Genomic DNA, 13,324 nt, shown 5'->3' with positions numbered 1-13,324 from the left:
GGCAGGTGGGCAGGTGGGCGTGGGGCCGGGGAGGCAGAGTAGCCCCACCTAGTGGCACTTCGTCTTGTACGGTGCTTCCCATGCGATGGATGCCGTTTGGCGAGTGGTGGAGCAATGCGGACTTCGGCAGTGTGCCTGAGTGGGTCGCCGCGCTAGGCACTTCGGCGGCTTTCTTGGTTGCTGCCTGGGCGTACCTGATGGACGCCAGGCGGCGTCGGGAAGCGCAGGCACGACTCGTCTATGCCGAGGTTCGTCACGTTTCGTATGTGGGGCGAGGTGAGGAGTTCCCCGTTCTTGCGCACGGTGAGCGAATGGGTCTTCCCGGCGTCGGTGCCGAAGGACTGCCCACGGGGCGGAAGGACGAAGATGGACACTCGCTCTTTGTGGCGCTGGCGCCGCAGTGCATTCACGGGGTTGCCATCGTCAACGCGAGCGATGAGATCGTGGACCAGGTGACGGTTAGGCATTACTTCATCAACGAGAAGGACATGTTGCCGGTTGACGGTATCGCCGGGACGGCCAAGCCAAGGTCCGACCGGCTCGTGGAGTACTACCTGCCAAATCCGCCGCACCCCGCGCAGCGCGTGTACCGCATGGATCTACTCTTCCGTGACTCCAGGGGGCACTGGTGGTTGCGTGATCATGAGAATCGCCTTGAGCGAATCCATGAGGACCCCGAGAGCATGCCGCCCGGCCCTCACGCACGCCCACGGACCAGCGAAGTCAGTAGAAGGGTTCGTTGGAATCGGTTTGTAAGGCGGCTGAGGCGCAAGCGCCCTATCCCCTAGCCTCACTCGCGTTGGCGGGCTCGCAGAAGACCTGGCCGCGTTGCTCGAAGGGTCTGTCCCATCGTCCGGCCAGAGCGGCGAGGCACTCCTGGGCGTCGAGACTTCCGGGCGCTCCGGGCTTCCATGGGGACGCCAGTGCTGGGGGTAGGTTGTGATCCAGTGGCGAGCATCGCCCGACGGGGAGCGCCTAGAAAGGGGCGACAGATGGCTGTTGTGATGGCCGGAATGGAGTCCGAGCCGTGGTTAGAGCGGCTCAGGGAGTCGCTGAGCGCGCTACGGCGGCACAATGCCGCTCCAGTCGCAGTTGGTGGCGATGTCACCTTCGAAGTCCTCTTGGGTGCGTATTGCGCGCGGCGTCTGCGGGAGATTGGGGCGGTCGACCGCGCCGCGTGCGATCGTCTCTGGCCGGTCAGGCTCTACGGTCGTGACAGTACTGTCAGCCTTCCGGGCAAGGCATTCGTTGTGGGGGCGAACCTGCTCGACGCCTACGACCTGACGGTCCCAACCGTCGGAGCACTGACGTCATGGGATTTGCTGAACTACCTCATGCACTCGACGCTGCTACTCCCTGTGACGGACGGACCCGAATATGAGCCCGGAGTCTTGATCGGACTTCTCTTCACGTCAGACCGACGGCGCGACGAGGACGTAATCGACGTCCGCCTGACGACTCTGGAGCGCTTGCTGTCGCTCTTCGCCGAAGAGGCGAAGTCTACGCATGCCGAGGCCAGTCGCGTGATGGCTTCGCTGGTCGAAGAGCGCTAGGGCAGGTGCGCGCGGTGCCCGGTCGCGAGAAGCGACCGGGCAGCCTTGGTGGCCGACGTGCCCGCGTCTGGCGTGTGGGCACACGTCACGGCGAGAGGGTAGAGCGTAGCGAGTACCTCGAAGGCGAAGGGGTTCCACTCGCTGTCCGGCACCTCGAGGTCAGCGCCGAGGCGATACACCGCGCCGAACGCGCCCGAGTGGGCCAGGCCCGCGAGATCGCGGGCGATGCTGACGAGGTCTGAATCGCTGTGCTCGCCTACGGCGGGGCAGAAGCGGCGGACGTTGGCGAGGAACACGCGGGAGGCGGGCAGATCGAGAATGCCGTCGGCGGAGTTGTGGTGGTGGGTGAGGGGGTGTCCTTTCAGGGGGTTGGCGCCGGGGGTGAACGGCGGACTCGTGGGTGATCTGGCCGCGTCGTTTGATGGGTCGGCATCAGGCGCGGCCTCGCGGGGGCGAGCGGAGTAGGTCCAGGTGTGGCGGCTTACTCACGAAACTCGGAGCGCCGGACGCCGTGACGGGCTCGCCGGGCGCCAGCGGCGAGGTACTCGGTCCAGATCGTCGAGCGTGGTGGCGTGCCCGCCTCTGTCGCCGACGAGTTGCGCCTGCGCTCAGAGCCCATGACTCCCTTCCCCACCCTCGAGCGCCTCATTGCACCTGTGGTGCGAGATGGATCGCGGTGGATCGAGCGCTGGGGTTCCCCCAGCCAAGAGTTGAGGGCGTGCCTGCGACGAGCCGGTGGAGACCTCACTGTCGAACAGTTTCGGGCGCATCAGGTGGTGTGGGGCGTGACAGGAATGGCCTTGGGAACCGCACTCGCGGTGCTCCTCGCCGCCACCAGGGGCTCGTCACCCGTCGCGTTGGTGGTGCTGATCGCCTCGGCGGGTGTGGGCGGAGCGGCGGCGCGAGACTGTCTCTTGACGCGGGCGGTCGCCCGTCGCGAGGTGCGCATCGTGGATGAGCTGCCCACGGTAGCCGAGCTCCTTGCGCTTTCCGTGGGAGTCGGCGAAGGCGCGGTCGGCGCGCTTGAGCGGGTGTCGCGCTGCGGCCATGGCGTCATGTCTGAGGAACTTCGCGCGCAAGCACAAGACGTCCGGTCCGCGGGGCAGCGTGCACTCATGGAAGAGGGCGGCAAGCGCGAGATCGCGATGATGGTCCCAACTAATACTCAATCGGGGTACTTCGTTTCTCAGCCCCGCGAGGTAGCGGGATCGGACTCCGCGCGCCGCATCGGTGTGTCTGCGGAGAACAGGTACGGTTCTGAGTGGATCCCCGGGTGATGAACCGGATTCGGAGTGTCAGACCCCCGTGGCACTATCTCCGCGAACACTCTGACGGCAAGAAGGGTTGGCGATGGTAGCGAGCGAGGCTCATGATCGACCTATCGACCTGGAACTGCCCAAGGCGGATCTTCGCGCGGTAACACTATCGGGACTCGACGCCTGGGAGCCGAGTTTGCCAAAGCCTTCGCTCAGGGTCGTCCGTGGTGATGCGCGCGAGACCGGCCTTGGGGACAACTCCGCGGACTTGGTCGTTACCTCACCGCCCTACTGGCAGAAGCGTGACTACGGTCACGCCGACCAAATAGGCCAGGAGGCGACGCCGGAAGCCTACGTCGCGACGATGATGGAAGCGCTGACCGAGTGGAAACGCGTCCTGCGCCCCACCGGCTCGGTGTTTCTGAATGTGGGTGACACCTACTTCAAGCGATCGCTCGTGGGCATACCCGGACGCCTCGAGGCAGCCGCGGTGGACGCGGGCTGGCTAGTTCGAAATCGCATCATTTGGACCAAGGACGGCGGCATGCCGGAGCCAGCGCGCAATCGCCTCGCAAACAGACACGAGTACGTGTTGCACCTGACCCCGAAGTTGTCCTACTACTACGACCTGGTTGGCTACTCCGAGCACATGGGAAATGGCGCAAACCCGGGTGATGTTTGGCATATCAACCCGGAGCGAAATATGGGTGCGCACCTAGCACCCTTTCCGCGCGAACTCGTGCGCCGCGCTATCCTGCTCGGTTGCCCACCGCAAGTATGCACGAAGTGCAGCATGCCGCGGGCGAGGCTCATTGAGCGCACGGCGGAACTCGATGCTTCGAGGCCTCAGGCGAAGCGCGCGATGGAACTCGCGCGCCAACACGGGCTCACCGCAGATCACATCAGGGCGATCCAAGCAACCGGGGTCAGCGACGTGGGCAAGGCCACAAGATTTCAGAACGGAACGGGTCGCAACTCTGCCGAGGTGCAACGTCTCGCCAAAGAAGCAAAGGTTGCTCTGGGTGGCTACTTCCGCGAGTTCACTTTTGCCAAGCGCGAGACCGTCGGCTGGTCTGATTGTGGCCACAACGCACCCGCGCGGGGCGTTGTGCTCGATCCATTCATGGGAACTGGTACCACCCTGAAGCAGGCGGTTGCGATGGGCTTCGACGCGGTGGGCGTTGACCTCGCTCCTCACCTCTCGACGGAACCCGAACCTTCCTAGTTGCCTAGGGCGACGAGCCCGCGGATCGCTTCAGCGAGACTTTGTACCTCTAAGTCGAGGTCGGGCGCGCTGAGGTCGAGTCGGAACTGCGCTACTAGTACGTCGCCTATCCTTCCTGCGATATGGAGTCCCGCTTGATGGTTGTGAGGGCGCGGGTGAACTGTCATCGCGAAGGGTGCTCGGTACCGCGTTCCGTACAGCAACACTTGCTCGACCTCGCTTCGCGCGGTGAATGGCGCGGCCTTCGTGTATTTGACATCGACAACCCCGAGATGTCGACCTGAGGAATCTCGTATCAAAATGTCTGGTGAGGTGTAACCTGCTTCCGTTCCCGACGGCAAGGCGAAGTGTGCGGGCAACACCCGCCTCTCCTCGTCGGCAAGGTGCTCATAGAGTGGCAATTGGCCGTCTGCCTTGTTCCCGTCCACAACCTCCAGTGTCTCATCGGAGGCAAGTTCGACCTGAAGGGTCTCGCGGACGAAAGCTTCGAACAGGTTTGACGTCGAGATTGCAAGCGAGTTCAGTGGCAGTCGAAGAACGTCGGGCTCCTTGCTGCCGAGTTTCGCAGCGTGTCCCAGGTAGGCATCGAAGTCGATTCCTTGGTCTGTCAAGAGAGCGGTCGCGAGCTCCAAAGCATCGCGATAGTAGGAACGTGACTCCGGTAGAGGCCGGACACCCCTAACTTCAGGATCGGACATACACTGGAGCGTGTGGTCTTTCGTGACTTGCGCTAGGTGGAGCAGTGCTGCGGCGACACGGCGTCGGCGCCTGGCGACTCCCATAGTCGTGTCCATGCGGCGGTAGTGATCATGAGCTCGCATGAGTGCGGCCTTGATAGCCCGGTTCGGTGGGTTGTCCACCGACCGCTCAAACCATGAGTACGCCAAGACGTGATCCACTCCACGCGCAGCGAAGCTCGATTGCGTCCGGCTGATGTCGATTCGGCCGTGAGGCGCGGACGAGGCTGCGTGCCGCCGGTAGTACGAGCGCATCATTCCGCTCTGAACAACGGCTTCGAAGTTCGTCAGGAGTCCATCAACGAGAAGATCTGTGATCCATCGCGCCGCGCTTGGGCTGGCCTGGTAGACCCGTGTTGCATCAAGCGCGACGGGCGTGTAACCACACCTGTTTATCATGTGGGTTAGATTGGCGAGCGGAAAGCGCGGCACAATCTGAAGCGCTGTACTTGGCGATATGGGGATCAGGCCAGTCGCCCCTAGAGCAGTAACCTTCACGCCGCCAGACTTGAAGCCGACCGACACGTACTTGTCGAGCACACCGTCCGGGATCAACAACTGGCCCTGGCTCCCGAGCACGCGCGCGGGCTCGATGTCCACCGTTGAGAACTCGGTGCAGCGGATAACTTCGGTTGCGACCCGACGGGTCCGAGCCAACGCCGTTTCGGACGTCACGTCCGGCTAGCCTTCGCTCAGCGAGTCCGCCGTGGCTTCGGACGGCGGGGTGTCGAACTCGGCGAAGATCCGCTCGAATCCGCGCACGACCTGGTCGCGGTCATCCGGGACATACTGGAACGCTCGTTCCACCAGGTGCCGTAGTTGGAACTCCCAGATGTCACGAAGCGAGTTGCGGTCCGTCGCGGAGACGAAGTAGGCGTGGCCGACTGCTGCCGCGGGATACGTCTTTGCGCGCCCGTTGACGTTATCGAACCACCCGACGATGCGATTGGCGAGTTCATCTTCGACGCCGTTGCCAGCCAGTATCTCCTGGAGCTGGTTGCGATCAGGCTCCATCGCAACCTTGGCGAAACGGCGCTCGAATGCGGCGTCGACCTCGTCTACGCCCCGGTCCTGCGGATTCATGGTCATGATCATGTAGAGGTTGTCGGGGATCGAAGTGACCTCGCCGGATGGCAGCGAGAACTTGACGCCGCGCCTGGACCTCTCAATGTACGTGAGAGCTTCTCCAAAGACTCGTCCCACGTCGGCCCGGCTCAGCTCGTCAATGATGATCACGTACGGGTTTCCGGGGTCAGAGTGTGCTGCCTCGACCGTCGCCAACAGAACGCCAGGTCGCATTACGAAGCCGGTGCCGTCTGCGTTCGGGCGATACCCCTGGATGAAGTCCTCGAACTGGTAGGAGGCGTGGAACTGCACGTTCTTGGTCCGGGACTCGGCTCCACCCGTTAGCATGCTCGCGGTTTGGGCCGCGTAGTACGTCTTGCCCGTTCCGGGAGGTCCGGTCAGGATGATGCCGCGATACGTGTCGAGCAGCCGCAACAGCGTCGCTACAAGCGGCGACTCTGGCGATAGTGCGGGTGTGTCGGGAGCGCTTGAGCCGGGGTTCTTCCCCGCCGTCGCGGTGTAACCAATTTCAAGTTCGTCCGCCGTTAGGGACCTTGCGCGCTCGTAGAAGCTGTCGGGTCCCATGGTCACTTGCCCCCGCCCTCGGCATCGCGGTCCTCGCGGCCAGCGATTGGTTCGAACCACGACCCAACAATTGCTGGCGGGCCCTCATCGAACAACAGCGCGAGGTCGCCCTCGGCATCCATCGCGAGCGCGTTGTCACCGGTGAACTCAAGTATCTCTTCAAAAGCGGCATACAGGTCGTCTATCTCGGGGTGGCTCTCGGAGTAGAACGCGAAGTCACGGAGGTAGAAGCACGCCATCGCCCAGAGCGGAAGCCGTTGCCTATTGAGCAGCGCATCGAGCGCTGCATCAACGTGGTCGGGGGACAGCCGGTAGTTCTGCCGTGCGTCGTCCAGCATGAACCGTGCTCGGTTGCGCAATGAACTTGGCGCGAAGCTCCCTGCGAGATTCGGATTGAGCCAATAGCGACTTGGATCAGTGTCCGGTTCGATCGAAAATGGTCGATAGAACGGGCGGTTTGGCGGGCCGCCTGGAATGCGCAGGAAGTGCCCAACTTCGCTCCATGTTGGGTGAAGCGTTTCGAGGTCGTGCGCCGCCATCGCTGCCCTGCGCACTTCGAGGTACGCGACTATCAATGGATGAATCGACTGATGACGGAGGCGTGTGAGCGCGGTACGAACAACGTCAACTCTGAGAACGAATGGTTTGAGAGAACCCTCGACCTCTAACTCCTCGCTCGACGTCACAGTGACACATTAGCGAAGAAGTGGCTCGTGCGGATGAATGGCACATGGTCCGCCAGCATCCCCGACCGTTGGCGGCCACGCAAGTCGCAGTCGTCTGCCTCACACGCCCGCACGCGCGAGACCAGTCGCGGGGCCTCCGCGCAAGAATCCTTGCGACCGTCCCCAGGTGCCAGGGCGACTTCCCGGTGGTGGTGGGCTCCGCACGCTCGCCAGTGGACAGCCTCACGGAGGACTCATGAATTGGCTGCGCCGGTCCCGTGGCGACGAGGGCACCATCGGGATCCTCACCCTCGGGTTCACCGTGCTCGCGCTGATGCTCATCCTGGTGGTGTCCGCAGCCACGGCCGTGCACATGTCACGCCTGCGGCTCACCCACCTTGCCGACGAGCTCGCCCAAGACGCGGCCGACGCCGTCGACACCGGCGGCTACTTTGACGGCCCAGACGCCGCCTCGCTCGACCTGGCAACGGCCGCCATGACGGATGCCGTGCAGCGTCACGTCGAGGTCAGGGGAGTGGACCGGCTGGAGGGCGTGCGCCTGGTGTCCGTCGAGGCGCCCGACCAGTCCACCGCGAGGGTCACCATCGAGGTGACGGTGTATCCACTCTTTGGGGTCGAGGCGCTCATGCCGTTTGCGGACGGCATCACCTTGCGCGCAACGGGGGAGTCACGGTCCTTCTAGCCCGTCGCTCTACTCAGCCTCGGCCTCAGGTGTCGGAGGCGCCGGGACCGCCAGCGCGGCGGCCTCAGTGGCCACCGTCCACGCGTCGGCGCTGCCCACATTGCCCTCCTGAACCTCGCCCAACACCTCCTGCAGGATCGCGTCGACCGTCCCGTTGTTGGGGGAGTACAGGCTCTGCGTCGGCAATTCCGTGACGGCCTTGGCCAGGATGGGACCCACAGGGGCGTCGTTGAAGAACGGAATCACGTAGGACTCGACGGACTCATCCGTGTATAGCGCGGGCTGCGAAGGCAGCGAACCGGTGGCGTGGAAGATGCGCAGTTGCTGGTCCGGCTGGATGAGCCAGTTGACGAACTCCCAGGCCTGCTCCTGCTGCGCCGCAGTGCCTTGGTCGGGGATCGCGTAGAAGGCGCCACCCCAGGATCCGCCAGGACCAGGAATGTCGGCGATGTCCCACTTGGCATTGCCCCCGGCCGTCTCTTGCACGCTCTGGATGTAGCCCATGCCCCACACGGGACACAGGGTCGCGGCGAACGTGCCGCTATCCAGTCCCGCATCCCACTCGTCGGTGAACGGCATGATTCCGGCAGACAGGCCAGCGTCGATGGTGCTGAGCGCGACATCGAACGCCGGCTTGACGGGCTCGAGGGCCAGTGCACCTTCGGCGTTGAAGTAGCTGGCGCCAGACTGCGCCCGCACGGGCTTCAGAAGGCTGCCAGCGTCGTCCAGGAAAGCGCCAGTCTCCGTGGCTTCCTGGTACTGCTTCCCGAGCGCGACAAAGCCCTCCCAGGTGTCGCCGATGGCCCTCTCGACCGCGTCCCTGTTGGAGGGCAGGCCTGCGTTCTCGAACAGATCGCGGCGGAAGCACAGCGCCAGACCGGAGACGTCCGCTCCCATGCCGATGAGTTGCGAACCGTCCGGCGTGGAGCCCTGAGCCCACTTCCACTCCAGGTAGTACTCCTCGTAGGTGTCTGCATCGAAGCTGTTCAGGTCCACGAACGCGTCCGGTTGGGAAGCGAACTTGCCGATGTAGTCCTCACCAATCGCGACGATGCTCGGCGCCCCGGTGCCCGCGACGATCTGGCGCTGCAACTCGTCATGAAGATCGTTGTAGTTGCCAGAGATGAGTTCGACCGTGACGCCAGGGTGGGTCTCTTCGTACTCGGCAGCGAGCGCGTCGAGCCCGAAGTCGCCCCAGAAGGACATCGAGATGGTGACGGGATCCGCGACGGGACCTGCGGTGGTGGTGGCGGGAGAATCGTCGTCCCCCAGCAGCCCGCACGCGGCTAGAATGAGGCTAGAACCGGCAACGGCCGCGAGCACGCGTGCGGCCTTCCTGTACTTCAACGTCATTGTCACTCCCCTAGTGCGTGCCACGGATACAGGCTCTCGGGACATGGCTGTCACTGTAGCGGCACCCGTAGCCACGGGAGAAGTCGGGGCCCAGGACCCGGGACCTTGAGGTCAAAAGTCCTGAGGATCGCGTGCCTCCGGGGCATACCCTGGCAGGTAACGGTGCTACAGCACCTACTCCCCATGCAGTCCCCATGCAGGAAGGTCTTACCGAGATGACAATCGCGGCAAACGGAACCACCCACTCCGAGTCTGACGCCCAGCAGACAAACCCCTGGAGGTCGTTCCCCACCGGGCTCTGGACCGACACCATCGATGTACGCGGATTCATCCAGTGCGCGTACACCGAGTACACCGGCGACGACACCTTCCTCGAAGGTCCCACGGAGCGCACCACCCGCGTGTGGCAGACGCTCCTTGGCATGTTCCCAGAAGAGCGCGAGAAGGGCGTCTATGACGTCGACTGGCAGACGCCAGCGACCATCACGGCCCACGCTCCCGGGTTCATCAGCGAAGACGACAACCTCATCGTCGGCCTGCAGACGGACGCGCCGCTCAAGCGCGCGATCATGCCCTTCGGCGGCTGGCGCATGGTGGTCAAGGAGCTCGAGACCTACGGCTACCCGGTTGACCCCAACCTGGAAAACGTCTTCTCGAACTACCGCAAGACCCACAACGACGGCGTATTCGATGCGTACCCGCCCAACGTGCGCGCCGCCCGTTCCAGCCACATCGTCACCGGGCTTCCCGACGCCTACGGGCGCGGCCGCATCATCGGCGACTACCGCCGTGTGGCCCTCTACGGCGTCGACGCCCTCATCCAGGCCAAGCACAACGACCGCGTCGAACTCGACATGGAGCGCTCCACCGAGGACATCATTCGCGACCGCGAAGAGAACTCGGAGCAGATCAAGGCGCTCGGCGAACTCAAGCAGATGGCCGCGTCGTACGGCTTCGACATCTCGAAGCCGGCGAACAACGCCAGGGAAGCCGTGCAGTGGCTGTACTTCGCGTACCTCGCCGCGGTCAAGGAGCAAAACGGCGCCGCCATGTCGCTCGGCCGCACCTCGACGTTCCTCGACTGCTACATCGAGCGCGACCTTCAGGAGGGCACGCTCACCGAGGTTGAGGCCCAAGAGCTGATCGATGACTTCGTGATCAAGTTGCGCATCGTGCGCTTCCTGCGCACCCCCGAGTACGACGCCCTGTTCTCCGGCGACCCCCTGTGGGTCACCGAGTCGCTTGCGGGCCTGGGCGAGGATGGCCGGTCGCTCGTGACCAAGTCCTCCTTCCGCTACCTGCACACCCTGTACAACTTGGGCCCCGCGCCCGAACCGAACATGACGGTGCTGTGGAGCGACCGGCTCCCGCTGGGCTTCAAGGAGTTCTGCGCGAAGGTGTCGATCGACACCTCCGCCTTGCAGTACGAGTCGGACGAGTTGCTGCGCTCTCAGTGCGGTGACGACGCCGCCATCGCGTGCTGCGTATCCGGCATGGAGGTGGGCAAGCAGATGCAGTTCTTCGGAGCTCGCGTCAACCTCGCCAAGGGCCTCCTGTACGCCATCAACGGCGGTCGCGACGAGGTCAGCGGCAAGCAAGTCTCGCCAGCGCTCGCGCCCGTTGCCGGTGACCGGCTCGACTTCGAAGACGTCATGGGCAAGTTCGACACGTTCCTCGACTGGTTGGCAGAGACGTACGTGGATGCGCTCAACGTCATCCACTACATGCACGACAAGTACGCGTATGAGCGCATCGAGATGGCCTTGCACGACAAGGAAATCGTGCGCACCATGGCTTGCGGCATTGCCGGGCTGTCGGTCGCCACTGACTCCCTGTCGGCCATCAAGCACGCGAAGGTCAAGCCAATCCGTGACGAGACCGGCCTGATCACCGACTACGAGGTAGAGGGCGACTACCCCACCTACGGCAACGACGACGACGGCGCAGACGACATTGCCGTCGACCTTGTCCGCCGTTTCATGAACAAGATCCGCAAGCAGAAGACCTACCGGGACGCGAAGCACACGCAGTCGGTGCTCACCATCACGTCGAACGTGGTCTATGGCAAGGCCACCGGCAACACGCCGGATGGTCGCCGCCTTGGCGAGCCCTTCGCACCGGGTGCCAACCCGATGAACGGCCGCGACGTGCACGGCATCATGGCGTCGGCGCTATCCGTCGCCAAGCTGCCGTACGAGGACGCAGAAGATGGCATCTCGCTGACCACCTCGATCGTTCCCTCTGCACTCGGCCGCGACCGCGACGAGCAGGTCACCAATATGGTCGGCATCCTTGACGCCTACACGGTGAGCCAGGGCTTCCACATGAACGTCAACGTGCTCAACCGCGAGACGCTCGAGGACGCGATGGAGCACCCGGAGAACTACCCGCAGCTCACCATCCGGGTTTCTGGCTACGCCGTGAACTTTGTGCGGCTCACGCGCGAACAGCAGTTGGACGTGCTGTCGCGCACCTTCCACGCGGGCCTGTAACACTGAAGACGTCGCGGCGCCCCGTGCCTTGAGGCAGGGGCGCCGTCGTCTCAGGTGTTGCCACCCCAGGAAGTCTGGAGCAATTGTGACCAACGAATCGGTGCCGTTCGACCCCGCGCTCGGACCGCCCATGGAGATCGCCGACGCCGAGCTGGCTGCCAGCGAGGCGCTTGTGGACAACACGGCTGGCTCGGTGCACTCGTGGGACCTCGTGACGGGCGCCGACGGCCCAGGTACGCGCATGACGCTGTTCACGGCGGGTTGCGGGTTGCGTTGCCAGTACTGCCAGAACCCGGATACCTGGCGGATGAAGGACGGCGTGCGTCACACGGTGGACGAGGTGATGGCACGCGTGACGCGTTACTCGACCATCATGAAGGTCACTGGCGGCGGCCTCACGATCTCTGGCGGGGAGCCGTTGCTGCAGTCAAAGTTTGTCACGCAGATCTTTCGCCGCGCGAGCGACCTCAACATTCACACCGCGCTCGACACCGCTGGCCTGTTGGGCTCTCGCCTGACGGACGACGACCTCAACTACATCGACCTGGTGCTGCTCGACATCAAGTCGGGGCTGCCCGACACGTACAAGCGCGTGACGGGTCGCCCGCTACAGCCGACGCTGGACTTTGCCGAGCGGTTGTCTCGCCTGGGTAAGACCACCTGGATCCGGTTTGTGCTCGTGCCCGGCCTGACGGATGACGAGGAAAACGTGGACGCGATCGGCAAGTTTGTGGCGACGCTCGACGGAGTGGAGCGCATGGAGATCCTGCCGTTTCACCAGATGGGCAAGGCCAAGTGGGAGGCCACTGGTGAGCCGTACCTTCTGGGAGACACGAAGGCGCCTTCACCGGAACTCATCGCGCGGGTGAGAGCGCAACTAGAATCGTATGGCTTGCCGGTGAAGGTGGCGTGAGGGACTGCCGCCCGGCCGGTTTCACGGGGGAGACCTCATCATACATACCCAGGGGGGTATAGTTAGAGCATGACTACTCGCATGTTTCGTACCGTCGTCCTGGCCGCCGTAGCGGCCGTCACCCTCGCCGCTTGCTCTACTGAGTCGACCGCCTCTTCTGAATCGACGGCGCCGCCTGCCTTCGACGGCTCTCACGTGAGCGAGAGTGCCTTCGCCCTTGCCGTCGACCAGCCCGGCGTTACCGTGCTTGATGTCCGCACGCCAGCCGAGTTCGCGGAGGGCCACCTGCCCGGTGCCGTCAACATCAACGTGGAGGACCCTGGGTTCCCTGCCGAGGTCGCAGCGCTGGACCCCGACGCCGACTACGCCGTGTACTGCCGCTCAGGCAACCGTTCGCGCGTCGCAGTGGACTTCATGTCGCAGCAAGGAGTCACGCAGACCGTGGGCCTCGAGGGCGGCATCAGCGCGTGGAAGGGCGATGTCGAGCGGTAGCTAGTCCTCAGGCTGCAACAGCTCGCCCGTGAAGAATCCGCTCGCCGTGCGAATGGCGAGTGCAAGCACGATGAGGGTCGAGACCGCGAGCACGACGCCGCCCGCCCACGCGTAGAAGGACCCGACCCCCGATTCGTACGCGGCAAGGAGGGCGACAGCCGCCGCCGCAAGGGGGAACGTGTAAGCCCACGCAGGGAGCGCGAAGGGGACCTTGCGCAGTGCGGGGGCGTGGCTCGCGAAAACGAGCAGGTTGAACAGTGTCGCTGCCAGCAGAACGCGCGCTGG

Annotated in this window: 13 protein-coding genes and 1 pseudogene; 8 read left to right on the top strand and 6 right to left on the bottom strand. The window is 64.1% G+C overall.

Features of this window, described 5'->3' with window-relative positions; translation table 11 throughout:
* The first annotated feature begins 80 nt into the window (after positions 1–80).
* Positions 81–788 carry a hypothetical protein gene (locus QZZ33_RS00240; RefSeq protein ID WP_291377456.1) on the top strand — a complete coding sequence of 236 codons (708 nt, stop codon included), beginning with the start codon at positions 81–83 and terminating at the stop codon, positions 786–788.
* Positions 789–992: 204 nt separating this feature from the next.
* Positions 993–1,553, top strand: a complete 561-nt coding sequence (locus tag QZZ33_RS00235; RefSeq protein WP_291377455.1) for a hypothetical protein — start codon at positions 993–995, stop codon at positions 1,551–1,553.
* Here the strand turns inward: QZZ33_RS00235 and QZZ33_RS00230 are convergent.
* Positions 1,550–1,849, bottom strand: coding sequence for a hypothetical protein (locus tag QZZ33_RS00230; protein ID WP_291377454.1), 300 nt, complete (start codon positions 1,847–1,849; stop codon positions 1,550–1,552). The genes QZZ33_RS00235 and QZZ33_RS00230 overlap by 4 nt on opposite strands.
* Before the next feature lie 276 nt (positions 1,850–2,125).
* On the opposite strand from QZZ33_RS00230, the gene QZZ33_RS00225 reads away from it, so the two are divergent.
* Positions 2,126–2,830, top strand: coding sequence for a hypothetical protein (locus tag QZZ33_RS00225; protein ID WP_291377453.1), 705 nt, complete (start codon positions 2,126–2,128; stop codon positions 2,828–2,830).
* Positions 2,831–2,903: 73 nt separating this feature from the next.
* Positions 2,904–4,034 (top strand): site-specific DNA-methyltransferase, encoded by a 1,131-nt coding sequence (locus QZZ33_RS00220; protein ID WP_291377452.1) that lies wholly within the window; start codon positions 2,904–2,906, stop codon positions 4,032–4,034.
* Here QZZ33_RS00220 and QZZ33_RS00215 read toward each other — a convergent pair.
* The 3 genes from QZZ33_RS00215 to QZZ33_RS00205 are packed head-to-tail and all read right to left on the bottom strand — an operon-like array spanning position 4,031 to position 6,759.
* Positions 4,031–5,446: a hypothetical protein gene (locus QZZ33_RS00215; RefSeq protein ID WP_291377451.1), complete on the bottom strand. Its 1,416-nt coding sequence runs from the start codon at positions 5,444–5,446 to the stop codon at positions 4,031–4,033. The two genes, QZZ33_RS00220 and QZZ33_RS00215, sit on opposite strands and share 4 nt — an antisense overlap.
* A gap of 6 nt (positions 5,447–5,452) precedes the next feature.
* Entirely contained in the window at positions 5,453–6,421 is a 969-nt protein-coding gene (locus QZZ33_RS00210) for an AAA family ATPase (RefSeq protein ID WP_291377450.1), read from the bottom strand.
* Between the two features lie 2 nt (positions 6,422–6,423).
* Positions 6,424–6,759 (bottom strand): hypothetical protein, encoded by a 336-nt coding sequence (locus QZZ33_RS00205; RefSeq protein WP_291377449.1) that lies wholly within the window; start codon positions 6,757–6,759, stop codon positions 6,424–6,426.
* Positions 6,760–7,342: 583 nt separating this feature from the next.
* Between QZZ33_RS00205 and QZZ33_RS00200 the strand changes: the two genes are divergently transcribed.
* Positions 7,343–7,789 carry a hypothetical protein gene (locus tag QZZ33_RS00200; protein ID WP_291377448.1) on the top strand — a complete coding sequence of 149 codons (447 nt, stop codon included), beginning with the start codon at positions 7,343–7,345 and terminating at the stop codon, positions 7,787–7,789.
* 9 nt (positions 7,790–7,798) lie between these two features.
* Here QZZ33_RS00200 and QZZ33_RS00195 read toward each other — a convergent pair whose 3' ends face one another.
* The gene (locus QZZ33_RS00195) at positions 7,799–9,142 is read right to left on the bottom strand and encodes an extracellular solute-binding protein (protein WP_291377447.1); all 1,344 of its coding nucleotides are present in this window, start codon (positions 9,140–9,142) and stop codon (positions 7,799–7,801) included.
* Between the two features lie 215 nt (positions 9,143–9,357).
* On the opposite strand from QZZ33_RS00195, the gene pflB reads away from it, so the two are divergent.
* From pflB to QZZ33_RS00180, 3 genes are all read left to right on the top strand, one after another.
* Positions 9,358–11,634 carry a formate C-acetyltransferase gene (pflB, locus tag QZZ33_RS00190; RefSeq protein ID WP_291377446.1) on the top strand — a complete coding sequence of 759 codons (2,277 nt, stop codon included), beginning with the start codon at positions 9,358–9,360 and terminating at the stop codon, positions 11,632–11,634.
* Positions 11,635–11,719: 85 nt separating this feature from the next.
* Entirely contained in the window at positions 11,720–12,547 is an 828-nt protein-coding gene (gene pflA, locus QZZ33_RS00185) for a pyruvate formate-lyase-activating protein (protein WP_291377445.1), read from the top strand.
* Between the two features lie 69 nt (positions 12,548–12,616).
* Entirely contained in the window at positions 12,617–13,039 is a 423-nt protein-coding gene (locus QZZ33_RS00180) for a rhodanese-like domain-containing protein (protein ID WP_291377444.1), read from the top strand.
* On the opposite strand, the pseudogene QZZ33_RS00175 reads toward QZZ33_RS00180, so the two are convergent.
* Positions 13,040–13,324 (bottom strand): annotated as a pseudogene (locus tag QZZ33_RS00175) (hypothetical protein); the annotation flags it as partial. It lies immediately after the preceding gene.

It is taken from the genome of Demequina sp., assembly GCF_016278775.1.
In the GTDB taxonomy this organism is placed as follows: domain Bacteria; phylum Actinomycetota; class Actinomycetes; order Actinomycetales; family Demequinaceae; genus Demequina.
This window is presented reverse-complemented; position numbering and strand designations above follow the sequence as displayed.

Bases quoted from the DNA above. Each gene is read 5' to 3' on its own strand.
- QZZ33_RS00240 (WP_291377456.1), top strand. From the start codon at position 81: ATGCGATGGATGCCGTTTGGCGAGTGGTGGAGCAATGCGGACTTCGGC.
- QZZ33_RS00235 (WP_291377455.1), top strand. From the start codon at position 993: ATGGCTGTTGTGATGGCCGGAATGGAGTCCGAGCCGTGGTTAGAGCGG.
- QZZ33_RS00220 (WP_291377452.1), top strand. From the start codon at position 2,904: ATGGTAGCGAGCGAGGCTCATGATCGACCTATCGACCTGGAACTGCCC.
- QZZ33_RS00210 (WP_291377450.1), bottom strand. From the start codon at position 6,421: ATGGGACCCGACAGCTTCTACGAGCGCGCAAGGTCCCTAACGGCGGAC.
- QZZ33_RS00205 (WP_291377449.1), bottom strand. From the start codon at position 6,759: ATGCTGGACGACGCACGGCAGAACTACCGGCTGTCCCCCGACCACGTT.
- QZZ33_RS00200 (WP_291377448.1), top strand. From the start codon at position 7,343: ATGAATTGGCTGCGCCGGTCCCGTGGCGACGAGGGCACCATCGGGATC.
- QZZ33_RS00195 (WP_291377447.1), bottom strand. From the start codon at position 9,142: ATGACGTTGAAGTACAGGAAGGCCGCACGCGTGCTCGCGGCCGTTGCC.
- pflB (WP_291377446.1), top strand. From the start codon at position 9,358: ATGACAATCGCGGCAAACGGAACCACCCACTCCGAGTCTGACGCCCAG.
- QZZ33_RS00180 (WP_291377444.1), top strand. From the start codon at position 12,617: ATGACTACTCGCATGTTTCGTACCGTCGTCCTGGCCGCCGTAGCGGCC.